General features: G+C 61.7%; 22 protein-coding genes and 1 tRNA gene. 10 read left to right on the top strand and 13 right to left on the bottom strand.

Translation table 11 applies throughout. The features are described 5' to 3' along the window. The first annotated feature begins 336 nt into the window (after positions 1 to 336). Positions 337 to 1,194 carry a diaminopimelate epimerase gene (dapF, locus tag PLL20_15640; GenBank protein HPD31425.1) on the top strand — a complete coding sequence of 286 codons (858 nt, stop codon included), beginning with the start codon at positions 337 to 339 and terminating at the stop codon, positions 1,192 to 1,194. Between the two features lie 34 nt (positions 1,195 to 1,228). Here the strand turns inward: dapF and PLL20_15635 are convergent, their stop codons facing one another. After that, positions 1,229 to 3,421: a right-handed parallel beta-helix repeat-containing protein gene (locus PLL20_15635; protein HPD31424.1), complete on the bottom strand. Its 2,193-nt coding sequence runs from the start codon at positions 3,419 to 3,421 to the stop codon at positions 1,229 to 1,231. A 332-nt stretch (positions 3,422 to 3,753) separates the two neighbouring features. Here PLL20_15635 and PLL20_15630 point away from each other — a divergent pair, with 332 nt between their 5' ends. Both PLL20_15630 and PLL20_15625 read left to right on the top strand, forming a co-directional pair. Then, the gene (locus PLL20_15630) at positions 3,754 to 5,727 is read left to right on the top strand and encodes an ATP-binding protein (GenBank protein ID HPD31423.1); all 1,974 of its coding nucleotides are present in this window, start codon (positions 3,754 to 3,756) and stop codon (positions 5,725 to 5,727) included. A gap of 302 nt (positions 5,728 to 6,029) precedes the next feature. Then, positions 6,030 to 6,374, top strand: a complete 345-nt coding sequence (locus tag PLL20_15625) for an ATP-dependent Clp protease adaptor ClpS (GenBank protein HPD31422.1) — start codon at positions 6,030 to 6,032, stop codon at positions 6,372 to 6,374. 84 nt (positions 6,375 to 6,458) lie between these two features. Here the strand turns inward: PLL20_15625 and PLL20_15620 are convergent, their stop codons facing one another. The 5 genes from PLL20_15620 to PLL20_15600 form a co-directional block, all read right to left on the bottom strand. Then, a complete protein-coding gene (locus tag PLL20_15620) occupies positions 6,459 to 6,677 on the bottom strand; it encodes a hypothetical protein (protein ID HPD31421.1) in 219 nt (72 codons plus the stop codon). A gap of 38 nt (positions 6,678 to 6,715) precedes the next feature. Beyond that, complete coding sequence (locus PLL20_15615; protein HPD31420.1) at positions 6,716 to 7,615, bottom strand: SPFH domain-containing protein; 900 nt, start codon at positions 7,613 to 7,615, stop codon at positions 6,716 to 6,718. Positions 7,616 to 7,890: 275 nt separating this feature from the next. Then, positions 7,891 to 8,553, bottom strand: coding sequence for a hypothetical protein (locus PLL20_15610; GenBank protein HPD31419.1), 663 nt, complete (start codon positions 8,551 to 8,553; stop codon positions 7,891 to 7,893). A gap of 31 nt (positions 8,554 to 8,584) precedes the next feature. Next, the gene (locus PLL20_15605; GenBank protein HPD31418.1) at positions 8,585 to 8,812 is read right to left on the bottom strand and encodes a hypothetical protein; all 228 of its coding nucleotides are present in this window, start codon (positions 8,810 to 8,812) and stop codon (positions 8,585 to 8,587) included. A 1-nt stretch (position 8,813) separates the two neighbouring features. Further along, positions 8,814 to 9,206 carry a hypothetical protein gene (locus PLL20_15600; GenBank protein HPD31417.1) on the bottom strand — a complete coding sequence of 131 codons (393 nt, stop codon included), beginning with the start codon at positions 9,204 to 9,206 and terminating at the stop codon, positions 8,814 to 8,816. 269 nt (positions 9,207 to 9,475) lie between these two features. On the opposite strand from PLL20_15600, the gene PLL20_15595 reads away from it, so the two are divergent. From PLL20_15595 to PLL20_15585, 3 genes are all read left to right on the top strand, one after another. Next, the gene (locus PLL20_15595; protein HPD31416.1) at positions 9,476 to 10,666 is read left to right on the top strand and encodes an AAA family ATPase; all 1,191 of its coding nucleotides are present in this window, start codon (positions 9,476 to 9,478) and stop codon (positions 10,664 to 10,666) included. Positions 10,667 to 10,673: 7 nt separating this feature from the next. Then, positions 10,674 to 11,348, top strand: a complete 675-nt coding sequence (gene deoC, locus PLL20_15590) for a deoxyribose-phosphate aldolase (protein HPD31415.1) — start codon at positions 10,674 to 10,676, stop codon at positions 11,346 to 11,348. Between the two features lie 148 nt (positions 11,349 to 11,496). Beyond that, the gene (locus tag PLL20_15585; protein HPD31414.1) at positions 11,497 to 12,882 is read left to right on the top strand and encodes a hypothetical protein; all 1,386 of its coding nucleotides are present in this window, start codon (positions 11,497 to 11,499) and stop codon (positions 12,880 to 12,882) included. Positions 12,883 to 12,994: 112 nt separating this feature from the next. On the opposite strand, the gene PLL20_15580 is transcribed toward PLL20_15585, so the two are convergent. Further along, a complete protein-coding gene (locus PLL20_15580; protein HPD31413.1) occupies positions 12,995 to 14,026 on the bottom strand; it encodes a Gfo/Idh/MocA family oxidoreductase in 1,032 nt (343 codons plus the stop codon). Between the two features lie 846 nt (positions 14,027 to 14,872). Here PLL20_15580 and PLL20_15575 point away from each other — a divergent pair. The 3 genes from PLL20_15575 (at position 14,873) to PLL20_15565 (ending at position 16,196) form a co-directional block, all read left to right on the top strand. Continuing rightward, positions 14,873 to 14,944, top strand: a tRNA-Gly gene (locus tag PLL20_15575). A gap of 188 nt (positions 14,945 to 15,132) precedes the next feature. Beyond that, complete coding sequence (locus PLL20_15570; protein HPD31412.1) at positions 15,133 to 15,879, top strand: DUF1080 domain-containing protein; 747 nt, start codon at positions 15,133 to 15,135, stop codon at positions 15,877 to 15,879. A 122-nt stretch (positions 15,880 to 16,001) separates the two neighbouring features. Next, complete coding sequence (locus PLL20_15565; protein HPD31411.1) at positions 16,002 to 16,196, top strand: DUF6485 family protein; 195 nt, start codon at positions 16,002 to 16,004, stop codon at positions 16,194 to 16,196. A gap of 286 nt (positions 16,197 to 16,482) precedes the next feature. Here the strand turns inward: PLL20_15565 and PLL20_15560 are convergent, their stop codons facing one another. From PLL20_15560 to PLL20_15550, 3 genes are all read right to left on the bottom strand, one after another. After that, positions 16,483 to 18,456 carry a S8/S53 family peptidase gene (locus PLL20_15560; protein ID HPD31410.1) on the bottom strand — a complete coding sequence of 658 codons (1,974 nt, stop codon included), beginning with the start codon at positions 18,454 to 18,456 and terminating at the stop codon, positions 16,483 to 16,485. A gap of 313 nt (positions 18,457 to 18,769) precedes the next feature. Continuing rightward, positions 18,770 to 19,789, bottom strand: a complete 1,020-nt coding sequence (gene ltaE / locus PLL20_15555; protein ID HPD31409.1) for a low-specificity L-threonine aldolase — start codon at positions 19,787 to 19,789, stop codon at positions 18,770 to 18,772. 276 nt (positions 19,790 to 20,065) lie between these two features. Beyond that, a complete protein-coding gene (locus tag PLL20_15550) occupies positions 20,066 to 20,878 on the bottom strand; it encodes a creatininase family protein (protein ID HPD31408.1) in 813 nt (270 codons plus the stop codon). Positions 20,879 to 21,019: 141 nt separating this feature from the next. Between PLL20_15550 and PLL20_15545 the strand changes: the two genes are divergently transcribed. Beyond that, on the top strand, positions 21,020 to 23,710 hold the full coding sequence (locus tag PLL20_15545) for a beta-galactosidase (GenBank protein HPD31407.1): 2,691 nt from the start codon (positions 21,020 to 21,022) through the stop codon (positions 23,708 to 23,710). 76 nt (positions 23,711 to 23,786) lie between these two features. Here the strand turns inward: PLL20_15545 and arsB are convergent, their stop codons facing one another. From arsB to PLL20_15530, 3 genes are read right to left on the bottom strand one after another with little or no spacing between them, the layout of a single operon-like run. Next, entirely contained in the window at positions 23,787 to 24,911 is a 1,125-nt protein-coding gene (arsB, locus tag PLL20_15540; protein ID HPD31406.1) for an ACR3 family arsenite efflux transporter, read from the bottom strand. A gap of 54 nt (positions 24,912 to 24,965) precedes the next feature. Further along, on the bottom strand, positions 24,966 to 25,868 hold the full coding sequence (arsM, locus tag PLL20_15535) for an arsenite methyltransferase (GenBank protein HPD31405.1): 903 nt from the start codon (positions 25,866 to 25,868) through the stop codon (positions 24,966 to 24,968). A 2-nt stretch (positions 25,869 to 25,870) separates the two neighbouring features. Then, on the bottom strand, positions 25,871 to 26,143 hold the full coding sequence (locus tag PLL20_15530; protein ID HPD31404.1) for a hypothetical protein: 273 nt from the start codon (positions 26,141 to 26,143) through the stop codon (positions 25,871 to 25,873). Positions 26,144 to 26,178 lie beyond the last annotated feature (35 nt).

Below are 26,178 nucleotides of genomic sequence, written 5' to 3'. Positions count from 1 at the left end.
TGATCCTCGGCTGGCGACATGGCCAGACCGCAACAGATCCCGAAGCGACCCCCGCGCGCCAAAAGCCGGACACCGACCGCCGACCGCCCCCCGCGCCAAACGAACCCAACCGAGATCTTAAGTCGTTATCGATTAAACACTTAAGGAAAACCGTGGCCGGTTCCCCGTCATCCGATCCACCCCGTTTGTGTCCCTGATCGGCCTGAGTGCGGGATACTCCAACCTGCCCTTGGATCCGACATCGGCAATCCGCTATGCTTCCACCACGGCCGCAAGCCGGAAGCGGCCGCCGAGCAACTGCCACCATGGAACCGAATCAACAGCGGTGCAACAGCGATGAAGTTCACGAAACTGCACGGCCTGGGCAACTGCTACATCTACGTCAACTGCTTCGACGAGCGAGTGAACGACGCTCCCTCGCTTGCTCGGGCGGTCAGCGATCGTAACACCGGCGTCGGCAGCGACGGCCTGATCCTCATCTGCCCCTCAAGAACGGCCGACGCGCGAATGGAGATGTACAACGTGGACGGCTCCCGCGGCCAGATGTGCGGCAACGGCATCCGATGTCTGGCCAAGTACGTCTACGACCACGGCCTCTCGCGAAACAACCCGCTGCGAATCGAGACCGACGCGGGAATCAAGACCGTCAGCCTGAACATCGAAGACGGCAAGGTCGCTTCCGCCTGCGTCGATATGGGCGAACCTCGGCTGCGTCCCGAGGATTTGCCCGTCAAGCTGACCCAGGAACAGATGATCGACCACCCGCTCGAGATCCTCGACCATCAGGCGCTCATGACCTGCGTCTCGATGGGGAATCCGCATGCGGTGATTTACGGGGTCCCTCTCAAGCTGCTGAACAATCGGGGACCGGCCGGGTGGAACCTGGAAATCGAGGGCCGCCGTATCGAGACCGCCGCCATCTTCCCCGAACGTACGAACGTTCATTTCGTGGACGTGCTCCACCCGAGCGAGGTGAAAATGCTCACCTGGGAACGGGGCAGCGGGGCAACCCAGGCCTGCGGAACCGGCGCCTCGGCCGTATGCGTGGCCGGAGTCCTGACCAAACGCAGCAGCCGCAAGATCATTGCTCATCTCCCCGGAGGCGATCTGACCCTCGAATGGCGCGAAGCGGACAACCACGTCTACATGACTGGTCCGGCAGTCGAGATCTTCACGGGCGACTGGCCGGCGTGACCGGCAGGACTGGCCGCCCAGCCGAGCCGAAAGGTTAACGGGAGACGGTGCCGCTATCGAGAACTCCGCCGGCGTCCGTTGAGATCGTCCCTTTTTCCACGAGTTGACCGACTGTCAGCCGACCGCTGTTCCGGCGATCGTGCAGAATCTGCAGTGCCAGGACGTCGTAGTATGTCATCATCGGCGAGAAATCGTTCAGGTAGCTGCTGTCCTTCGGCGGGGGTGTGATCCCCTGCATACGCGAGAGCAGCCCGACGCGAGCGTGGCACAATCCCAGCGTGTGCCCGATCTCATGAGCCAGCACGCGCGGACACGTCTGCCGCGGATCCTGCCCGACGGCCAGCACCACCTCCATCGGCGGCATGAACAAACCGCCGGCATCCCATTTCATGAAGGTCGCGCCGCCGCGGCCCACCAGTGCGGGAGAATCGGCCGTGACATACCGAATGGGCAGAACCACCGCATTGGCCGGTGGGCGTCGCATCTGGCCGATGCCGAGCTCCGATCGCAGGGACGCCCCCGTCCAGTCATTGATGCGGTCCACAAGGAATCGGACGTAACGCTCCACTGCGGAGTTGGGCGGGTTGACCACATTGAAGATCAGCCGCGTGTCCGCTTCCCATCGCCTGATCAGCGATTCCGGGCGGATCGGCCCTCCCTTGTCGGACAATGGGCCCGTGTCTCCCAGTAGGGCGCTGAGAATGGGACCACAATCGGCCCCGGCAACGACGTTGAACTCGCTCGTCGATTCCGCGGACGTGGCTGCGGCAGTAATGACATGGCCGGCCGGAACGTCGCGGCAGTCTACTGTGAAGCGTCCCATGCCATCCGCGCTGACCGTCCTGAGGAATCGAGCCGCCTCGCCCACCCGATCGGCGTAAAGCTCGACCGTGGCATTCGGTTCGGCCGTGCACGTGACCTGCGGGCCGTCGATGCGAACGGGCGTCGGTGCCAGCGGGCTGATATGCAGCGGTCCGCGGCAGATCGGCCGCATCCCGTTCCCCGAGAAAATGCACCGGCTGGCCCGAACCGGCCCGCCTTCGTAGGCGTCGGGACAAGCAATCCCGGATCGCCGGTTGCCTGTGAAAACGCAGCGGTCGAACCATCCGCGGGCCTGCTGGCGCAGACAAACCCCGTGAGAGCCGCTATCCGTGATGCGCACTTGTGATGCGTGGACGGACGACTTCCCGAAAAGCACCATGCCGTATTCCCCGCCAAACTCCATCGCGGAAGCTTCTATCGTGGCGGCGGCTTCATCCTGAAGCTCGATGCACCGGCTGCTGTGGCGACGCAGCCTCGTCGAGGTCAGGTCGATCACGGCCTGACCGGTCGCGAAGATGCCTGTTCGCTCGCTCTCGTCGATGGTTGAATCCGCAATCCGAAGCTTGGCCCTTTCGCTGGCGTCGGCATTGGCGAAGCGGGCCCGCGACAGCGCGCAGCGCGTCAGAATGGCCTGGGCCTCGTCGCTGAGAACGACGTTCCAGTCGGCCGCACTCGACATCTGGCAGCCGGCGGCGAAGATTCCTCCCTGATCAAAGCCGGCGACGTCGGATTGGCCGTTGCCGCTGAGTCTTACATCCTCAAGATCGGCCAAGGCACGATCGCGCACCTCCACGCCGTGACTGCCGTTCGTGTTGATCGACCCGCCCCGAATGTGAACTCTGGCTTCGCCGAAAACCGCCACACCCGGCCCCAGACAGTCGCGAACCAGCACGTTGTCCAGATTGAGCCTGGCATTTGCAGAAATCAGGATTCCTCGAAGGCGGCCCCCGCGAACGGCGAGATTCATCAGGCTGATCTGCGCCTTGCCGGAAACCATGATGCCGGCGTCCGGGCAGTCAGAGCTGTCCAGCGTCACCAGACCGTCGGGCAATGCGCCGTCGATTCGGTCATGGCCGCCCGATTCGTCACTGATCACGAGCGCCTCAGGCAGCCGGATGGAAAGCTCCGAAGACTTGAAGACCTTGGGATCGAATTGGATCACGTTGTCATGGGGATCTTGGCGCGCTTCGATCAACGCGTCAATGAGAGTCAACTGCGCAGTGTCGGCTGATCTTCCAGGATGCGGGCTTGAAACGACGAGCGGACGCAACCGGCCCGTTCCCGCGGATGCTTCCGGATGCTGATCGCGCGTGGCCACCTGAACGCCGACGAATGCCCCCACGACCAGAATGGTCGTCAGCAGGGGTGGTCGGCTCTTGCGGCGCGAACGGGTCGACGAACGCATCGGACAGAAATCCTTATTCCGTGTCGGTACTGAGAGCGGTGCCGGCCGATCGGTTGGGGAACACTCTGTGTAGAGCGTGGTCCCGGAGTGTCCGCCGTCCCCGCCCCTCCGTGGTCCCCTGGCGGGACGTATCCAAGCCAGTCCCGAGGACGTATCGACTTGTGAGAAGACGCGGGTTAGTAGTGGAAAAGCCCCCACCTCAAGCACTGAAGGAATCAGCCGTCCGACGCGTCCCATAACCCCGCTCGGCATTGGCCGGCGACCTGCCCCCGCGAGTTCCCGGTCGACAAAACAGAGAACCTGCGAATCGCGTTGAGTACCAGGATGCGGCGTTGTATCCTGCACGCATGACCAGAGTCCTCTTGCTGACCGTGGACGAGGGGTTGGCCGACGTCGTCAGGGGAATCTGCCGGCAGCGTTCGTTCGAGTATGTTGTCCTGCCCGGGCTGCCCTCCGCGAAGACCCCGAAAGACTACTTCGACTTGGTTCTCGTTGATGCCCGACCGGCACCGACCAGCACCCTGTCGTTCAACACCATCCCACCCATCACTCTTGAGAAGACTGCTCCCTTGGAAGCCGGACGGGTTCTCGCGATAAGCCACTATGGAACGCTCGTGGGACGGATGACGGGCTACGTCAGCGGAGCCAGCGGCTACTGCCGAATCCATCCGTTCGGCATTTCTTGCGATCCTGCGCTCTCCGAGCAGCTCACGGAGGCGATTCTTGACGGCCTTTCGCTTCCCGAATACCGACGCGTCGATTTCCATGACGCTTTTCCTGATCGGGACTTCTACCGCCAGGTCTTCGAAAGCATTCAAATCCCCATCGTCCTCATCACGAGCGAGGGGATCATCAAACTCATGAACCTCCGCGCCCTGGCACGATTCAACTACTTCACCCAGATGGTCATCAACCAGTCCTGGCTGATGCTTGTCGCCCCGCAAGACCGCGGCAAACGGGCCGAAGACTTTCTGGTGCGCATCAGCGGCGGCTATTTCTACGAAGGAACGTTGCGCTGCGTCGACCGCGCCGGCAAGGAGTTTCCGGGACTGATCACCAGCAGCCGCGTGTTCGCCCCGACGCACGGGTCGGACATGCTGATCATCCTTGCGATCCACGACCTGACCGAAATGGAGGAGCTCCAGAGACAGGTTACGACTTTTCAGAAGATGGAGTCGATGGAGCGAGTGGTCGCGGGCCTGACCCACGAGTTCAACAACATGCTGACGGCCATCCTGGGTCACGCCGAAATGCTGACACAGGACCTGCCTCGTGGGACCGATCTCTACGACAGCGCTCGCGTCATCTGCCAGGAAGCGGAACGCGCCCGCGAGATGACCGCGCGGCTTCTCGGGCTGTCGAGCAGCCGGCAGTTTGTTCCCGGCCGCGTGTCCTGCAATCAGGTGGTCCGCGAAACCCAGGCCCTCCTGCGTCACTCTCTTGGCGACGCGGTCAGAATCGAAACCTGTCTGATGGAATCGGGCGATGCCGTCGACGGGGACGCCAGTCAGCTCCGGCAGGTACTCGTGAACCTGTGTCTCAATGCTCGCGACGCGATGAATGGCAAAGGCGTGATCACCATCCGCACCTCCTTGCGCGAGGTGACTCCCGAAGAATGCGGTCCGCATCAAGACTGGACCCCGGGAATGTTTGTTGAGATCTGCGTGCAGGACCAGGGGTGCGGCATCGCCCCCGATATCATCGGGCGCGTGTTTGAGCCTTTCTTCACGACCAAACAGGACGGGGCCGGAACGGGTTTGGGGCTCTCGGTTGTGCGGGGCATCGTGCGAACCCATGGGGGGCACGTGACCATTGAATCAAAGGTCGGACAGGGAACCTCGGTGAGGGTCCGGTTGCCACAGAGAGAGGCCCAGGCCGAGGAAGCTGATCGTGCGGACGAGAACCCGCCGGCCGCCGTGCCGTGTGGTAAGGGAGCTTGCGTATTGATCGTGGACGACGACCGGGCGGTTCTGACCTATGCGCAGAAAGCTCTTCAGCGGGCCGGCTACAAGGTGAGGATGGCGACGCACGGTTTGCTGGCACTAGAGATATTCGAGCACTACCGGGATGAGATCGAGTTGATTATGCTCGATCTGACAATGCCGGGAACCGCCGGCCGCGACATACTCAAGAGCCTCCGGAAGATGGACGCCAAGGTACCAATTGTGATATGCACCGGTTTCGCACACGGTGGCATGGACGACGATTTGCTCAGCCAGGTGCAGGGCTTCATTAAGAAGCCGTTTCGACCGAATGATCTGATCGAACAGGTTGCCGAAGTGCTCCAGGCGGCCAGGGAGGAGTAATTCACCCCACAGCCGAGGATGGGCGACATCGGCGCCATTCAGTCGCGCCGTGACATGCCGTTCTGGCATGGCGCGACATCAAGGTCGTGCGAAAAATCGCGCCAAAATGGTGCGGTAGGCATGCTTCATCAGCCCATGCGAGGTCGTCCGTTGCGTGTTGAAAAATCTCTCTGGACCGGCGTATAATCGAGCGAGGAGGGAGGGCAGAGATTCAGGTTGTTGAATAATCCCGGCGGTTTGGCTCGTCAGAGGGTATTGGGGGCCGACGAAAAGGGCCGCTTTTGTGGAAAGTGGTGAGAGCCATGTCAGAGCAGGACAAGAAGCAATCGGGAGGCGACGAAGGCACCTGCAATGCGGTGCCTGTGAAACCTCGAAGAGAGCGACTACCCCGGCAGTCGCCGCCTCGGGTTCTTCCCCCGTGGAAGGTGATCCTTCACAACGACGATGTCAACGAGATGAACAGGGTTGTGGAGGTTATCTGTCTGTTGACCCGATTGAACCGGCAGGAAGCCGCCGCACGCATGGAGGAGGCCCACAAGACCGGCGCGGCGCTGTTACTGGTTACCCACCGGGAGCGAGCTGAGCTCTATGTAGAACAATTCGCCACCTACAACCTTACGGTCACGGCGGAGCCCGAAGTCGGCTGACGTCTTCCTGATATTCTGTTCATGAGTCTTCCAGGCGGCTTGCCTCCTGCGCGTGGATGAGTCGCCGAAAAAGGCACAGCTCATTCACGCCGGTTCACGCTTCTCGACATCCGGCCCATCCGAGACCTGGTCGTCCCGGGGGCTTTCTCCCGTGCGTCCTCCCGCCCTGCGGCGGACGGCCTCTCGCAGAATGAATTCGATCTGACCGTTCAGGCTGCGGAGGTCATCACGCGACCAACGATTCAGACTGTCCCACAAATCTTGCGGGATTCGGAGCAGGATGGCTTTCTTCTTGCCGGCCATGAGTGACTGTCAATCTGAAGCCCAAACCCGGTTTTCGATCAGGTGTAGAGCGTACCCGTGTTCACGACGGGCTGCGCCGCCTGCTCGCCACACAGCACTACCAGCAGGTTGCTGACCATCGCGGCCTTGCGCTCGTCGTCCAGTTCAACGGTCTTGTGCTGCTCGAGCTGCTGCAGCGCCGTCTCCACCATGCCCACGGCACCCTCAACGATCCTCGTTCGCGCGGCCACAACCGCCTCCGCCTGCTGCCGCCGCAGCATGGCCCCCGCAATCTCCGGGGCATACGCCAGATGGCTCAGGCGAGCTTCCTCAACGACCACACCAGCCTTCGACAGCCTCTCCTGGAGCTCCCCCTGCAGATCACGAGAAACCTCGTCCATGCTGCCGCGCAGCGACAGTTCGTGATCGGCCGATGAATCATACGGGTACTTACTGGCCAGGTGCCGGACCGCCGATTCGCTCTGGACTGATACGTAGTTCTCATACCGATCGACGTCAAAAAAGGCTTGGGCGGTGTCCTGAACGCGCCAGACCACGACCGCGGCGATCTCGATGGGATTGCCGCGTTGATCGTTGACTTTCAGCTTATCGCCGTTGAGGTTTCGAGCTCTCAGCGAGATCTTGAGTTTCTTATAGAACGGGTTGGCCCACTGCAACCCATCTCGGCGCGATGTGCCCCGGTATGCCCCAAAAAGCAGAAGCACTGCACCTTCGTTCGGCTGCAACGTGAAGAAACCGGCCCAGAGAATCGCGACGACACCCAGGCCGAGCACATACGCGACGAGCAACGCGACGGCCGAGGCATAGAGCTCCCGTGGTGCTTTCGCGGCCTCGACGGTCGCGTAGACCAAGAGTGCGGCCAGCCCCAGCGTGGCAACAAGCAGGAATCCGAGCATCCCCCATCCATTGACCGTTCGACGCGGGTATTCGGCAGACATGGTTGTTTCCTCCCGGGCCAATGGCCCTATTTGATATCATTAATATATCAGAAAAATATCGAAATGCAAGCAAGAAATGCGAGAAACGTAAACTTTTGAAAAAACAAAGTTTACGATTATCACCATTAGGAACCAGCGCGAGTTCCGGCTCTCCCGGGAAACGGGACCAATGCTTCAAAGCCCCAGTCTCGCCGCGCAGCTTCGCTGACTTAATCGGGTGCCAAGTAAGGAAAAGACCCAAGCGCGATCAACCCCGACTGCGATCAGAGCTTGCCTCAGAAAATGCCGATTCTCTGCAGGTCCGGGTGACGGGTGGTCAGAGCGTCGGTCAGTTCGTCGAGCGATTCGAAGAACACGTCCACGCCCACCTGACGAAGCAGTCTGGGCACGGCCGGCCCGTTCTTCAACCCGACCGTTCGGCAGCCGGCCTCACCTGCGGCATAAGCCATCGGCACTGTGCCGACGACCGCGAGCGTCACGCGCATGCCGCCGGCCAGCTTGTGGAGGGCCTCGACGCGCCGGTCGCGGTCCTCGGGCAGGCACTGCTTGCTCTCAAAGTGCATCCAGAGATCGAGGCGGTCGAGCGCAGCGTTCAGGCCCTCTCGGTTGCGGCTGAGCGAAACGAGCTGACAAGAGCCCATCTGCTTGAGCAGTCGCAGGTTCTCAGCAACCTTGGGTCCGGATTGGTCCAGCGCCATCAAATCGGTGCTGTCGATTGTCTCCGCCCGGATGCGGGCGTAGTCGGCGACCTTCTCCGGCCGGCCGAAGCGAACAAACTGCGAGTCGGTCGCCCCGGTCCGCCACAGCCTCCAGAACTCCGACCGCGGCGGCCCGTGAAAACCGACCGCCTGAATCGCCGCCTGATGCGCCGCCCAGTAACGCGGCTCGACATCCACGACGGGCCCCTCATACTCGATGATAATGTTGAGAAAAGCCATATGCGCTTAGCCACAGGACTCCACCATCATCTCAGCCGAACAACTCGATCAGTACCGCTCCCAGTCCGACCAAGCACGACAACCCGCCCAGAAAGATGCCCACCGTCACTTCTCGCCTCTCTCGATCGCCGGGCTGGTCCCGAAGCGTCAACAGGCCGGTGATGACCGCCGCCAAACCCACAATCGCCCCAATTCCACACAGCAGCAGCGGCAACGAGATGATACCCAGGACCAGGGCGTTGCCGGCACTCGATTTCAAGTCAGGCGAGGCAGCGCTGCCCTCCAGGGAAAAACGGCCGTCCGCAGGCCGGACAGTTGTTGGCCTTGATATCTGTCCGATGTAGGCAATTCGGGCATTCGATCACCAGGCTGTCGTCGGGAAGGCGGACGATTCGCGGAGCGGCATGCCCGGCGGCGGCGTAGGCGTGTACCGGTGCGGGGTACTGGCCGTCATGACCGGGGTCCGCGCCTCCCAACGCCAGTCCGGTTCGAGGATCCACCTGAGGGACAACAAAGACCGCGTCACACGAAGGGCAGCGAGCCCGCTCGCCGACCTGAGCGATGCGAGCCTCCAACACCGACCCACACCGCAGGCATCGAAAGCGGAAGGTCGGTCCGCAAGCCGGGGCGTTCATGGTATTGTCGCGTCTCACGGACCTCATGGTACTGAGATTGCGCGGTAAGGAAACAGGCGTTGGCCCTGTTGTGGTGCCGACGTCCCCGTCGCTGGTGTTGTGTGAACCTGTCCTGCCAATCGGCTCGGCTTGGGGAGGAGTGTATCGTTCTGGCCCGGATGGGCCAACGAGGGCGTTGGCCCCGCTGTGGTGCCGACGCCCCCGTCGGCACATCCGGTCGCACGGGCGGTTTTGACCCTGGTGGTTCGGGCAGATAGCATGCACCCGGTTTGATTCGGGAGCGTGTGATGAGTTTCAGCCAAGCCGGCTCGTTGTTTGGTCATTTCCTGCAAGGAGGAGTGCGGGCGGTCATTACCGGTCAGGTGGGCGTGGACAAAAAGCCGTTTATCGAGCGGGTTGCCCAGATCGCCAGGCAGCGAGGCAAGGATGTGCTGGTCTGCCACGTTGGCGAGATGATGTACGCCGAGGCCCCCGATGTCGCCCCCGGAAGAATCCTCGATCTGCCCCGTTCACGGCTGGACCTGCTACGCCGGTCGGTCTTCAAGGACATCCTTCGGCTGGCCGAGAAGGCCGACAACCTGCTGGTCAACACTCACGCCACCTTCCGCTGGCGCCATGGCCTTTTTCCGGCCTTCGATCACGACCAGATGGTCGAACTCGACGCCGATCTGTACGTAACGCTGGTGGACAATGTCGATGCGATCCACGAGCGCCTGACCCGCGAGCACGAAGTGGTACACACTCTCAAGGACATCCTCGTCTGGCGCGAGGAGGAAGTGTTGGCGACCGAGGTGATGGCCGGCATGATTCGCGGGCACGGGCGGTTCTTCGTCGTTGCCAGGGGAATCGAGCGGGACACGGCCGAGAGCGTGTACCGCCTGATGTTCGAACCGCATCGGCGCAAAGTGTATCCCTCGTTTCCAATGACCCACGTGACCGACGAGCCACGAATCCTTGCTGAAATCGATTCCTTCCGGGACGTCCTGGCCGAGCACTTCATCACCTTTGATCCGGGTGACCTGGACGAGAAACGGCTGCTCATCGAGGCGGCGGCGGCGGCGCAACGCGGGGAGAAGAGCTTCTCCGTCGAGTCCAACAACCGGCGAATGGTATTCGGCGTCGATGAAGTCAACGCAGTGGCCGCTGACATCGACGCACAGATATACGCTCGCGATTTCAAGCTCATCGACCAGTCGGATATGATTGTCAGCTACATACCTGAGCTTGCCGACGGGCGACCCGCTGTTTCCAGCGGCGTCGAGCGGGAGCTGCAACACGCCTATGAGTCGACGCGCGAGGTCTACGTCGTCTGGCGGTCACGGACCGACCCGTCGCCGTTCATCACCAATACCGCGACGGGGGTGTTCTCATCGGTCGCGGAGCTTATGAAGCACTTCCAGCGCAGAGGATACGTCAGAGAATACCAGTTGCGCCTCGACACCGACCAGCCTCCTCGCCACCGGCCTCCTTTGGGATGAATCCGCGATGACCACCCGACAGGCATTGGCCGCGATGATCGATCACACGCTGCTCAAGCCCGAGGCGACGGCCGTTGATATCGATCGACTCTGCGATGAGGCCTTGCGACACCATTTCGCGGCCGTGTGTGTCAATCCCGTTTGGGTGGCCCGCTGTGCCGAGCGGCTCGCATCGTCGACGGTCCGGCTGGCGAGTGTGGCGGGCTTTCCGCTGGGGGCAAGCCGTTCCGAGGTGAAGGCCGACGAGGCCCGGCGGGCGATCGATGATGGAGCCGTCGAGGTCGATATGGTCATCAGCGTCGGCAATCTGATCGACGGCAACGTGTCTTCGGTGCGCGACGATATCGCCGCTGTGGCAGAGGCGGTTCACGCCGGCTCGCGTCAGAACGTTCTCAAGGTGATCCTGGAAACGGCCGTCCTGACCGAACGGCAGATCATCGCCGGTTGCCGCTGTGCCGCCGAGGCTGGAGCCGATTTCGTGAAGACGTCGACCGGCTTCCACCCGGCAGGGGGAGCCACGGTGGAGGCAGTTCGCGTGCTTCGCGCTCACGCCGGATTGATGAAGGTCAAAGCCGCTGGCGGCATTCGCACGCTGGATGTAGCCTTGGCCATGATTGCCGCCGGTGCCGATCGCCTGGGCTGCTCGGCGAGCGTGGAGATTGTGCGGCAGTTGCCGGCATAAAGACCGGCCTCTTGACGAACCGGCCGATTCATCCCGCCGGTGCGTTCGGTATGCGATGAAGACTTTGGGACAACTGTCGCCCGTCTGGCGATACTCTCCCGAGGTCGACGACGGTTGCGGTGGATACTCATAGCGAGGTGCGAGTGAAATGAAGAGCTGTTTGCCGGTTGTCTTATTGTTGTTTCACCTGACGCTCGCGTTAGCAGAGGACAAGGACAACCAGGGGAAGACGATTGCCCCCGTTATTGATCAGGACCCGGCGATGTTGGTTCCGCCGGACGACCTGAAGGACAACCCGGCGTTTGCTGTGGCCAAGGAGCCGCCGAAGATCACCTTCAGCACGCTCAACGGTCTGCCGCGGCGCGACAGCAAGACCGGCGGGTTGTGGTGCAGTTGGGGCGAGGGGATTGTGGCCTCCAACGGCAAGCTCTACGTCGGCGTGGGCGACCACCGGGGGATCGACGCCAACTGCTTTCTGTACGAGTACGACCCCGCCACCCACAAGCACCGGCAGGTGCTGGACATGGCGAGGCTCGTCGGCCAGAAGCCGGGCGACTACGGGCATGGCAAGCTTCATGGCCGTCTCGACGAAACGCCCGACGGCTGGATCTACATGGCCACCTACTGGGGCGAGCACCCAGACATGCCCCCTGCCGAGCGGTCGAAAATCGGTGGACGACTGGCCCGCTACAACGTTCGTACCGACACGGCGGAGGACCTGGGCATGCCGCTGCCCGGCGACAGCTTCCCGATGCACGCCACCGACGCGGCCCGAGGGGTTTTTCACGGCCTTGGGTTGCTCGGCGGATACGTCGCCTACGATCTGCATGCCCGCCGTCCGCTCTACGCCGGCCCCTTGCCCGGCGATGTTACCTGGGAACTGCGGAGCACGCTGATCGACCCGAAAACCGGCTATTGCTACGGCAGTGAGACCCACACCCGCCGGATCGTCGGCTACGATCCCGGCCGCAACGTTTTCTTCCACACCAAGGCGACGATCCCGCTGCATCCGGAGACAGGGAAAGAGCTTAAACCCTGGATCCGCTCGTACACGCGCCAACGGCTGCTCGACGGCTCGTTCATCTGTCAGACCTACGACGGGGTGATGTTCAAGTTCTTTCCTGACGAGGAACGAACGGAACTGATCGGACTGAACTGGGTCGAAGGCCGATACTCGACCTCGATGGCCCTGAGCCCGGATGGCCGGTACCTCTATTACGCCGTCGGGGCCCACGGTCAGACCTGGCAGGTCGGCTCGCCGATCATCCAGATGGATACGCAGACGTATGCTCGCAAGGTGCTGGCCTTCCTGCACCCGTATTACCAGCAGAAGTACGGCTACGTGTTCGGCGGGTCGTACTCGGTCAGCCTGGACCAGAAAGCCGAGAGACTGTTGATCTTCTGGAACGGTCGTTTTCGCAGCCCGGAGGAAAAGGACGACTCCTTCGGTCACCCCACTTTCATGTGCCTGGAGATTCCGGCTGAAGAACGCCGGATCGCGACCTCGCCGGCGAAAGCACAACCGCGACAGTGAGCGGAATGACAGCGAGGCCGATTCAAGTGGCGGGGCATGACGCCTCGCAGCACTTTCGAGGCAGGTCCTCGTCGCCTATCGCGACTTCGATCGGGTCTGAAGCTTGTGCCAGTCAACGTCTCTCGAACTCGTAGACCAACCCGATCGATTCACGCCAGCGATCGAGGGTCTTCATGTTGCCCAGGGTGTCGTCCCAAGTCATGGCCGGCGGTGGCGCCTGCCGTCGCTCAATGTTGGCAGCCACCGTATCGGCCTCCATCCCATACAGCCATTCGTCGCACCGGACGAGTATCTCCTGCGGGGCGCTGTCATCGGGCTTATGCAGAAAAATGCGGCTGGTTCCGCCTTCTCGCTGAGGTATCCAGGGCCAAGGCACAACCAGGTGGCCTTTCGTACCGAAGATGCGAACGTGGTTATCCTGCTGAACCGCGACCCCGCAAGCGATGTTCGCGATGATCTCGCCCGGAAATTTCAGCACCGCCGAGGCGTACTCGTCAACGCCCGTAGGGCCCAGATGGCCTACGCCCTCAAGTTCAATGGGCTCAGCGAAATCCCCGCCCGTCGCGACGCCCGCGATCAGTCGGGACATCGAGGTGCAGTAACAGCCGACGTCCAGAATTCCTCCACCGGCAAGCTCCTTGCCGTAGATACGAGGGTTCGCATCGCGAGGCGCTCGAAAGCTGAACGTTGCGTGGACCACTCGAACCTCGCCGATGGCTCCGCTCCGAACCAGTTCGATGATCTTGTGCGTCTGCGGATGGCAGCGGTACATGAACGCTTCCATGAGGAAGACGTCGTGCTTGCGGGCGGCTTCGATGATCGCCGTCGCCTCGGCATGATTGACGCCGATGGGTTTCTCACAAAGGATGTGCTTGCCGGCCTCGGCGGCCTTGATCGCCCATTCGGCGTGCATCGGGTGCGGCGTCGAGACATAAACCGCCTGCACGTCTTTGTCGGCCAACAGAGCTTCGTAGCTGCCGTAGCACCGCAGGACGTTGTGCTCCTTGCCAAACCTGTCCGCGGCCTCCTGCGTGCGGCTGCCCACCGCCAGAAGCCTCCCCGTCTTCGAATGGGCCAGCCCACGGGCAAAGGTCCCGGAAATCCGCCCTGTGCTGATGAGCCCCCAGTTGAGCTGTTGTGGCATCGGATGATCCTCGCGATTCCATACCCCGACCTTCTATGTTCCCCGTTCAACATCTCATATACACATTCCGCGCTCCTGAACTTGCCAAGACCCCATGCCGGAATCTTCACATTGCCGGCCTCGTTCATTCGGTGCCCACTTGGGGGCTCCTTCGGGATCAGCGGCTCATGGCCGGGACTATGATCCGGCAGAAAGGCCGTGCGGGAAACAGGCCTCTTATAGTCTCTTGCCGGTTCATAGCCCCCTCGCGCAACCAACCCGACGTTAAGATGGGCAACCTCCGCTCGGAACCGCCGTTACCGTTGCCCGCCCCACCCGGCAAACCTTGCAGGATGAACCAACGCATTGGGGCTCATGAGTTCTCGTCTCATTCGCGTGGCGCCAAATCCTGCCGCGCTGCCCGGCGGATCCCGACATCCGACGTTTTGGCCGTTGGAGGTGAGTCCCTGGCCATTCATCCGCCCATACCATGAAGACTTAAATATCTGCACATAAAGAACATACGGATCATCCAGCCTGCTTCTCGGGCCGTCCCGGCTCGCTGGGTGGCCGAAAACCCTGGTTGGGGCGTCCGGTCGGGGATGCTGGGAACCAACCAGCCGCCTAGCTGCGATTGGGCCAAAGCGGCGGCCGCGCCTCCCCTCGGATTCGTGACACAATTGGCGGAGGTTCTGTCCCAGGCCGCAGGCAACTTGTCCGATCGCGCAAGCACGGCCAACAGGTAAGCCTCGCCAAGAGCCTGCCCGTGGCACCCTCGCTTGGATTGTCGCGCACCCAAGCGCCCGTGTATCCGCAAACGGCAGGTGTTGAAAAGCCTGCGACGGCGCGTATCATGAGAGCCGGAACGCGGGTGTAGCTCAGTGGTAGAGCGTCACGTTGCCAACGTGAATGTCGTGGGTTCAAGTCCCATCACCCGCTTTGGGGTGGCCATGGGGGTGGTTAGGGCAAGTCCGCACATTTCCGCACACCGGCCTGTTGGCCGTCCACCAAGGTCGGGAGTCCCCTGTTTTCAACGCCGGCGACGGAGTATCATGATCGGCCCGTTGGCCGGACGACCTGTTGCGGAGACTGGCCGGCTCGGCTTGGGATGCTAACGAGGTGTCACCATGCAACGATATGTGAAGTACTTCCTGTTGATCGGCACCCTGCCACTATCGGCGGCGATCGTCCTGGCGGCAGAGGGCCAGAAGAAGGAAGCCGGCGAGCGGCAAGCCAAGCGCGAGGACGCCGCGGCGACCCAGCCGGCCTATCTTGACAAGGAGCATGCCCCGCGAGGAAAGGGCTGGATCAAGCTCTTCAACGGAAAGAACCTCAAGGGCTGGAAATCGATCCCCGAAAACCGCCCCAACTCTTGGAAGGTGGAGAACGGTATTCTCGTCAGCGACTTCAAGGAGGGCGAACACGGGACCAACATCTTCAGCGAGAAGAAGTTCGGCGACTTCGAGATTTATTACGAGTACCTCGTGCCCAAGAACGGCAACAGCGGGGTCTTTCTCCGCGGCCAGTATGAGATCCAGATTCAGGCGGATCATGGCGTGCCGTCGGACAAACCCAGGGATTGGGGCAACGGCGGAATTTACGGCCAGAAAGCTCCGTCCAGGAACGTCAGCAAACCGGACGGCGAGTGGCAGAGCGTCTACGCCACGATGATCGGCAAGAAGATCACGGTCTTCTTGAACGGGGAGAAGATCATCGACAACTATGAGCCCCCCAGGGCGACGCACCTGTACGGCGAACTCAAAATCAAGGATGGCGACCCGACCGGCCCGATCCTGCTCCAGGGCGACCACAAGCCCATCAAATTCCGGTACGTGATGATCAAGCCCATCGGTGAGCCGGCGGAGAAGAAGTAGTCTGCAAGACGTTTGGCAATACGAGATGGACGCGTCGCCGGACAAACACGCGTCCATCCCGAGTGCGTCCTGTTCGCGATCACGCCTACCCGGACGAGATGACGAGCGGAGGAGAATCGATCATGGAGTGTCGACAGAAAACGAATCTCAAGGACTGCACGTGCACCTATGGCGGTTGCGAGCGCAAGGGTATCTGCTGCGAATGCCTGCAATACCACCTGGCATCCCGCCAACTGCCCGGTTGCTGCTTCCCGCCCGAGGCCGAGCGCACGTATGACCGCAGCTTCAAGGCCTTCGCCAAGGCCTGGAAGCTTTAGTCTCTTGCGTCGCGACTGGTACGCATTCTGCGCGCATGTTTCTGGATCGAAGAGCGTTTGGGTTGCGGCCCGGAAAAAGGCGGTCCGCCTTAGGAAGTCTTGCGTTCCAACGGTTTGCGGCGTTCGGATGGCCCTGCAGACCCTGCCGTCCGAAGCTGCCTCGCTGAGCATTGACCGGCAAGCCGCCCGGGGCATCCGGCGTTCGCAGGAGAGCGCGACCCGCTCCCGCTCCCCCCTTGTAGAGTAGGAGAGTCTTCGCGGGTGATCCGCCGGTTGCATCGACCGCTCACGGTTCGGTCGGCGAGGTCGGGATGCCGCCCTCGCAGTTGTTCTCCAGGTACTCGAATACCTCGTCGCCGGCGTTCGGGCTCACAACGAGCGGCATATTGAAACCTCCCTCGAACTCGTTGAGCGTGGGACCACCGCCGTCCGAGTGCGTCACCTCTAAAAAACCTTCAAAACCTCCTGTAACATACACAATCATGGGATGCCTGCTTCCCCAGGGGTCGCGTTGGTCGATACGACACGTCTCAAAAGTGAGCGTCCCTGAAACTCCCGGGCCGGCATCAATGGAACCGTGATCCTGAAAGCTGACCCCGGCAACGCCGCCACCGATTGCGATCCTCTCGATGCTGTACGAGCCGAGGGCAAACTGGCCCATGCGCGGGCCGGCGATTTCGAGGTACACCTCACCGTCTTGCGCGTTGATACAGAACGCGGGCGGCGCCGCCGGGCCGCCGATCGCTCCAACCAGCGCTCCGCCGCCGGCCTGAACGGAATGCAATCCGTATCCGTCAATGGTAAAGTACATGCCGGGCGGGCAGAGCCGACTGAGCACCAGTCCCGACGCCTCGGCGTGGTGACGCCCAACCGGATCAATCCACGAGCGAATCGGATCGCCCACGCCCATGTCCAGCAACAACTCCTGAATGCTCGTGGTGAAAACGATTCTTCCAAACGGGCTGCCGTCGGCCAGCGGATACCCACGCGCCGCGATGTGATGCTTGAGCCGGGCCGGCGTCAGGGTCGGGTCGATCGACTTGAGCACGGCGGCCAGCGCGGCAACCATGGGCGCCGAGAAGGATGTTCCGGAACGACCGACGTACGTCCCGTCGGGAGCCACGACGGGCACATTCTCGCCCGGCGCCGCAATGTCGACAGCGATGCCGTAGTTGCTCATCGTTGAGAGCTGGGTCGGATTGCACTGCGCCGTTGCGGCCACAGTCAAGACATTCGACAACCCGATGCCGCCTGGAGCGTGGTTCAGGCCGGTCAACTCCGTGGATTCGTTCCCTGCCGCGCAAACGAATAACGCGCCGCTGTGCCGTTGCATCAGCCTGACCCAGATGTTCCGCACGGTCTCGATGTGCGGGTCAGACTCCGACCAACCGAAGCTCAGATTGATGACGTCGGCACCTGCGGCCGCAGCCAAGCCCGTGTAAACGATAACACCGGCATCGTCGCTCGCGCGGCCGACGATAAGACGAAGACGGTCTCCGATAAGCCGTGATGCGATGCCGTTGACACCAACGAAATCGTTGTCGGCCGCGATGATCCCCGCTACTGCTGTGCCGTGTCGGTGGGGGTGCGTGTCTTCGGGCCTTCCGGCGATGTCATTCAGGTAGAGAATGCTCACATCATCGAACTCATGCGTGGAGGGATCAACACCCGAGTCAATGACGCCCACCCTGACCGGGTATAGCGTCAGGTGCTGACGGAAAAAGTCGAACATCGTGACCGCCTGGTAGTATTCAGTCTCGGCGAACGAACACTGGTCTTGAGCAGCGATGTCCCGGTTATCGCTCTGGGCCGGGCAGGTTTGGTCGAATTGGGGAACACCATTGTAACCGGCCGATGTCACGACGGGGTTGGCTTTCACCTGGTCGATGAGGGCATCAAGCTCGGCCTGTGTCGTCGCCGGCACCTCGATCTGGTAGAAATCGATGTCCGGCATCTGGCCGATGATGGCCCCTCCCAGCGAGGCCGCAAGCTGCTCGACCTCGCTGCGTTCCGTACCTTCGTTCATCAAAACGATCATCTGATTGACGGCGAACTCGACGGTTCGGCCACCGGGCAGGCTCCGCCGGATCAAACGGTCCGGATCGGGAGGGGTGCAGTAGACGTCCGGATCGGGAACATATGAGTCGAAGGAATCGTTAGAACCATCGTCATCGGCAGGATGATGCGGCGAGCACCCTCTGCCGATGATAAGCAGCGTAAGACACATGAACATCAGGCCGCCATGTGCAATGCTTCTCATCACGTTCTCTCCGGCAAGTGGGACGAGAACAACCGCACGGCTGCGCGGCATGAGGGCGGATTACGGCACGACAAGTTGTGCCCGGATCACCACACGCAGAACCGTCTTTCGACCTGTCCTCCACCCGTCAACGCCTTGAACAGATACTTTCTCGCTCCATTGTATCAGAAACACAGGCATATTCAAGGATCAAATGGGGAACAAAAAGATAATACGGGCAACAGTGGGCCGCCCTGACGGGTGCATGGGTCGCGCCTCCGCAGCGATCACTCAATGGCAGGAGTCAGGTTGACACCGGATTGGAGGCGGATCGCTATCTTGACATGGTGTGTCGGAACGCGCCTATAGCCTGCTCGATCTGCTCTCGCGACACACCAAGATGGGTAACCAGCCGCAGTCGGTCGCCGGCGGCGTTGGTCAGTACGCCGGCAGCCTTGAGTCGCGCGGACAACTCTGCGGCCGGCACGGCGGTGACCCTCACGAAAACAATGTTCGTCTCGACCGTCGCCGGATCGACCTCGATACCTGGACAGTCCGCGATGCCCTGTGCAAGCCTCTTAGCGTTGGCGTGATCGTCGACGAGACGCCGCCGATGGTGCTCCAGCGCATACAGCGCCCCTGCTGCGACGATTCCGGCTTGCCGCATGCCGCCGCCGCATTGCTTGCGAAAGCGCCTGGCCCGGTCGATGAACTCGCGTGTACCGGCCAGGGCCGAGCCCACGGGGGCCCCGAGACCCTTCGAGAAGCAGACGCTCACCGAGTCGAAATGGGCGGCGTATTCCCACTCGGGAATCCCCGTAGCCGCCGAGGCGTTCCATAACCGAGCCCCGTCCAGGTGCATCCGCAAACCGGCCTCCCGCGCCAAGGCGGCGATGTCGGCGATATCTTGAATCGGCCAGATGCTCCCCCCGCCGCGGTTGTGCGTGTTTTCGATACAGATCAGCCGCGTCGGCGGAAAGTGAACGTTTCGCGGCCTCAACACGGCCCGCACATCACCAGCGGTAAAGATGCCCCGCCGCCCTTGGATCGGCCGGCACATCACTCCCGACAACGACGCCGGCGCGCCGCCCTCAAAGTAATATACGTGCGCGTCCGCCTCCACGATGATCTCGTCGCTGGGCTCCGTGTGAGCACGAATCGCCACCTGGTTGGTCATCGTGCCGGAGGGCATGTAGAGGGCCGCCTCCTTACCCAGAACCTCGGCCACCCGCCGCTCCAGGGCAATTACCGTCGGGTCATCGCCCAACACATCATCACCAACCTCCGCCGCAGCCATCGCTTCGCGCATGGCGGCCGTGGGCTTGGTGACCGTATCGCTTCGAAGGTCAATCATCGATTCCATGCTCCAGGACCGAGCCGGCGCGAGGCTTCGCGGTCCGGGCTCGGGGTTCTGGGTTCAGTCCACGCGGCTGCCCCGTCTGTTTCCGGTTCACTCTGCTTGCCTCAGCCTTGCTGCCTGGTCACCATCCTGTGTCCGTCATTCCCCCCGAACGCCTCAGGCGGGCCGCCTTTTGCGGGCCGCAACCCAAGCGCACCGCGATCCAGAAACATGCGCGCAAGCCGCACCGATATCCGGCCGTAAGGTTCTAATCACGCTCCTTGTCTGCCTTCACGGCACATGCGGGAACTTGCCGTCGATCTCTGCTCCCGCCACCTCGACGAGGAAATCTGCGATCCGGCCACAGACCAGATCCAGGTACCGACGGCCCTTCTCGGCCGAGGCCTTCGACGGGTCGCCGGAGGCACAATGGTTGTTGATTTTCGCAAAGTCACGGCTGGTCAGCACCCAACCTTGCCGCATGGCCTCGAAGCGAAACGGCTGAACGCCGCCGTCGCCTGCCACGCCCCTTTCAATGAGCTCTGGATACAGGGCCATTGCCACCGACGTCTCCATCTCGCCGGCGTGATCGTCGCGAGCCTCAAAGATCTCCGCGTACTTGTCCATGCCGACCCTCCACCAGTTGCACAGGAAAACGTGGGTGTCGATCTCGGTCTGCAACTGGCGGATCAAAGGCATGAACTCGTTGCCGCCGTGGCCGTTAAGGATCAGCACCTTGTGGATGCCGTGCTTGCGCAGCGAGACGATGATGTCCCGGACCAGCGCATCGAGCGTTGCCTGCGAAACGTGGATGGTCAGCGGATAGGCCAGCAAGTTGCAGTCCACGCCGTACGGAATGGTCGGCAAGCAAATCACCGACTGACAACGATCCCACGCCATCTTACTGGCAGTCCGGGCCACGTGCGTGGTGTGACGGTAGTCCTGCCCTTCGGGCAGATGTCGATTGTGGGCCTCGATAGCCCCGATCGGCAGAACCGCGACCTCATAGCAGCGTTTCGAGACCCGGTGCAGGTTGGTTGCGGTCAAGTCCCATTCGTCAATCATGGATCGATCCTCGGTGATCAGCGAGACGTCCTGACTCACGTCGCTTCCCCCGTCCTTGTGCGGAGCAATTGTAGACGTTACACATGTGGACCGAAAGGGACTCGCTCAAGCGGGCAACCCGCGGCTTGTATGGCCAGGGCAACCGTTCCGCTGACGACCTCGCAACCAAGGAAGATCCGAATGCCCCGTTTGACGTCAGCCATCGTTGCCATCGTTGTCCTCACAACCCCCGGCCCTGCGGCTCTCGGAGCCCCTCCCCCGCTGGCCCCCGTCGTTGAGTATCCGATCCATCCGGACGGTGGCATCGTCTATGACCCTCTGAAACGCGAAGCCGATCGCACCGGCCAACTGGAACGATACCGGAGCACCCCCAGTAACAGCCAGGAGATCCGGCTGGCCAACTGCCGCCTGCGAGTCGAGGTGCCCCGCAAGGCCGCCGCCTACGAAGTCATCCCGATCCCCTACGAACTGTCATGGGAAGGCGGCGCGCCCGCGTTCCCGCTGGCGGTCGAGGTGACGGCTTTCGAGGACGAGTCCCGTCGAAAAGGGCGCGATTGCCATGATCTCAACCTGCCCGGCAGAATTGATCTCGATGTCGAGTACCTGGGCTCGATTACCGCACATCTTCGACCAAACGGCCGACACAACCTGAAGGCCGACATGTCCGACCAGCCCGAAACGTACCCCCCTTTCAACCGGAGACCGTTCGTGCGCTCGGGCGTGCTGGAGGCCGGCGACCTGGTGTGGTTCAAGCTGCGATACACCAACACCGGCAACACCATCCTCGACCCGGAGGGCCTCGGCGGGTGCTTGTTCTACCCCCAACTGCTCCAGAAACAGGAGGACGGACAGTACACTGCCGTGGGACAGGCGTACAACCTCTATTATCGCGATCTGGAGTATCTCTATCCGGGCGAATCCCATGAAATCTGGCTGCATCTGACCAGCAACATGCCCGGTTACATGGAGGGGGCAGGCAAGAGCGGCACCCCGCAGGGCTTCGGCATCTCGCCCGGCGAGTACATGCTGCAGCTTCGGCTGTTTGCTCGCTGTTACAAAACATCGGATGACTTCCTCAACATCTGGGAAGGCCCGGAGATGTACGCCTGGGAGATGCCCTTCTCGGTCGAGGCCCAAGCCCGCGAGGCCCCTGTCCTGCCCGGCACGAAGACACTGGTTGACGGCGGCGATCCCGACAAAATCACGCGGTTCATCCACACCTTCGAGGAGTTTATGAGTTCGTTCGACTGTCACCTGTCGGCACCGGCGGACGGAACGAGCCGCATCGGCGGCACGCTTCATCTGCAGGTGGCCCCATGGACGAGCCAGGTGGTGGCCAAGCTCATCGCCACCGGGCCGGTGGCCATCGCGACGGCCGGTATCCCCATCGAGATTGACGCGACGTCACTCAAGGTGCGATTCAACCCGAACCCGGGAACTTGCATGGTTCGCGACGGGCGCCGCATCCCGATCATCACCTCGCAGACCATGGCCGACATGCGAACCAACGTTCAAATCGGCCCGTTCCCCGAAAAACACATCGTCGATCGCCTCCGCGAGATGATGGACTGCGGGATCAACGTCATCGCGCCCACCAATATGCCCTGGCTCTACGATGACATGCGCAATCCGAAATCGAACTACCAGGGCGACGCCTTCAAGTACGTGCTCGATGTCGCCCGCCGCGAGGGAATGACGGTCGAAGGCTGGGGTACGTACCCCTTCGACCGGGCAAATGTTCGAGACATCGCCGCGTGGATCACCGGCGAATCGATCCCGATCGAGCGCTACACGCTTGGCAAATCGGCCATCAGTCTCACCGAACCGATGCTGCCTTTCGCCAACTCCGTGGCCTGGCTCTACCAGTTCCATCGCTGGGGCGATCTGTATCTGCAGGTTGAACGCGGCGACGTGCCCATCAGCGTCGAGGACACCCGCGGCTGGATGCGGCAGGACGTGAACGTGCGCCATCCGATGGGCGACCAGACTGTCAAGGCGTTCCGCAAGTGGGTCCGCAACAAATACCGCACGATCGAGGCGGCGAACAAGGCCTGGGGCAGTTCGTTCGGCTCATTCGATGAAATCGACCCCGAAAAAGACCGCGCACCCAACCGGTTCGGGCACAGGTGGGAATACACGGACCCGAAGCATGCCTTCCGCGACTGGAACCAGGCCGTCTGCGATCTGGATGAGTTTCGCACCGAGCTCCGCGTCAGCAACTACCGTGACACGCTGGCCCTGGTTAGGAGGGAGATCCCGCAGGCGGTCATCTGCCTGCGAACCGAAGGCGGCAACGTATTGGTCGACGGCATCGATCCCACCGACCCCAACCCACACATGCGGCACGTCTACTACAGCCAGCGGCGCTGCGCAGCCATCGCCGGTATGCTGCAGAAGTCCGGCCTGATCCGCTACCACTCGGATTACACGACCGTGCCGTATACCCCGAGCGAATTGCGCCGGCTCGTGCGGATGGCCGTCGAGCAGGGCATCATCCCATCGTACTTCCCTCAGTTCGACAACATGCGCGACATCGCCATTAACGAGCGATACGGAACCGAGTACCAGATCCACTACAATCTGCCCGAACCGCGAAAGGGCTACATGATGCACTGCCTGACGGCACTGTACCCCTGGTTCACCGCCGTTCATGAGTCCGGCGGCATTCCGGGCATTCTCTGGGAGGATTACCAGTGCGACGGCTTTGCCACCGAGACGCAGAAGCGGGAAATGCGGCTGTTCAAGGAGAAGCTGATCGAGGCCATGTCGACGCCCGAGGGGCAGAAGGCGCTGGCCGAAAACGTTAGAATGCCTTCGCAAGAATGGCGCAAGGGCGCGCGGGCAATGTGGAGCTACAAGCTGCCGAAGTAGGGCACGGTCGGAGACCTGCCGCTCCTCGCTCACCAATACGGCAGGTCGCGTCCGCTGCGGCGACCTCGACGCCGCCTTACCACCCGGCCCCGTCGCTTTTCGGACAGGTTCTTGAGTCTGCGGCTTGCGATGCCGCAGATTGCGGCACCAGGGCAAACCATCTACGCCGCAGGTAGAACGCAACGTTGACCAGGCTGATCAGCACGGGCACCTCGACCAGCGGGCCGATCACGGCCGCGAAGGCCGCGCCGTGATTGATGCCGAACACGCCGACCGCCACAGCGATGGCCAGCTCGAAGTTGTTGCTGGCGGCGGTAAAAGACAGCGTTGCGGATTTCGCGTAGCCGGCCCCAGCCTTCTTGCCCATCCAGAAACTGACTAGGAACATCACCACGAAGTAGATCAGGAGCGGCACGGCGATCAATAGGACATCACCGGGCTTGGTGATAATCTTCTGACCCTGCATCGAAAACATCACCACGATGGTGAATAGCAGGGCAATCAGCGTAATCGGCGAAATCTTCGGAATGAACCTGCCGTGATACCACTCCTTGCCCTTGGTTTTGACGAGCACAAGACGAGTCAGCATGCCGGCCAGGAATGGAACTCCCAGATAGATGAATACACTCTCGGCGATCTGGCCGATAGTGATCCCGGATGTGTCCGCTCCTTGCAGTCCCAGCAACGGCGGCAGGACAGTGATGAACAGCCACGCGTATACGCTGTAGAACAGGACCTGAAAGATCGAGTTGAAGGCCACGAGGCCGGCAGCGTACTCCGTATCTCCCTTAGCCAGATCATTCCAGACAATGACCATTGCGATGCAGCGCGCCAGACCGATCATAATCAGACCGATCATGAATTCCGGTTGCCCGCGAAGGAACACAATCGCGAGCAGGAACATCAGGATCGGTCCGATGACCCAGTTCTGCAGCAGCGACAGACCCAGGATCTTGATGTTACGGAAAACGTCGCCCAATTCCTCGTACTTCACCTTGGCCAGCGGCGGGTACATCATCAGAATTAGGCCAATGGCAATCGGGATGCTGGTCTGCGTGCCCTCGGGCCGAAGCGAACTGATCCACTCGCCGACGCCGGGCAAGAAATAACCCAGGAGTACTCCAACGCCCATGGCCAAGAAGATCCACAGCGTCAGGTAACGATCCAGGAAGGACAGTTTCTTGGTCAGTCCACTTGACATCGCTCTTGCTCCTGTTCGCTATTCAAATCCTGCATTTGCAGCCGCTTGCCTCGATCAATTACCAGGCTTGACAGCATAGACCTTCACGCTCGCGGCATAATCGTTGATGTTGTAGCGGCTCAGCAACTGGGCCATTCCCTTGTGAAGATCCCCAGAGCCGCAGTCAGCGGGCTTCGGGCAGCAACAACCCGATCGGGCGGGCTGGTTGGCGACGGGGAGGCTCGGTGTCGGCGAGCAGCATCCCGATGAATTCTCGACCTTCGCGTATGCGTTCAGATCCGCACCGCTGTCGATCACCTGGACATGGGCGAAACCCGACTCGCGCAAACCGGCCTCGTAATCCGCGATGAGGATCGCCCCGGCGATGCACCCCACGTACGCCATCACATCCTCGGCGACCGCCTTGGGCAATTGCTTCTTGAGCGCAATATCGCTGACCGCCAGCCGCCCGCCGGGCTTGAGCACCCGGGAAACTTCGCGAAACACCGCCCGCTTGTCAGGGGCCAGATTGATAACACAATTGCTGATCACGCAATCAACCGAAGCGTCCGGCAAGGGCAGCCGGTCAATGGTCGCCAGATGAAACTCGACATTCGCGGGCATCTTGCCGCCTGCCGATCGAGCCGCGTTCTTGCGGGCCAGCTCAATCATCTCCGGTGTCATGTCGATGCCGATGACTTTGCCTGTCGGCCCGACCTTGGGGGCCGCCAGCAGCACGTCCAACCCGCCGCCGCAGCCCAGGTCGACCACGGTTTCGCCGGGCTTGAGGCTGGCAAATGCCGTCGGGTTGCCGCACGACAAGCCCATGTTCGCCTCGGCCGGGATGGCCGCTAGGTCATCTGCACTGTAACCAAAAGCCTCGGCCACCTGCCGCACCCCATCCTGCCGGCTCGACAGGCCGCTGCCCGCGACCGCCGCATACTTCGACTGCACGGTTCTGATAATCTTGTCCGACACGTTTATCCTCCCTGAATCGCCGCCTTCTCCTGCTCGCGCAGATATTCCCCGACCCGTGCCCGGATCTGGTCGCGCACCCGTCGCCAGACAACCAGTTTCGCCTCATCATCGCCTGGCAAATGGGGAGGATCCTCGAACGGCCAATGCACTCGGCATTTGGCACCCGGGAACGACGGACATGCGGCAGCCGCGTTGTCACACACGGTCACGACCAGGTCAAACGGCTGGCCGTGGAACTCGGTCACGTTCTTGCTGCGCTGATAATCATCTAGCAAGCCTCCGAGAGGTATGCTGTTGGTTCGTGTTCAGG

The organism is Phycisphaerae bacterium (assembly GCA_035384605.1).
Taxonomy (GTDB): Bacteria; Planctomycetota; Phycisphaerae; order UBA1845; family PWPN01; genus JAUCQB01.
The sequence above is the reverse complement of the archived record's forward strand: the minus strand, read 5'-3'. Positions and strand labels throughout refer to the sequence as shown.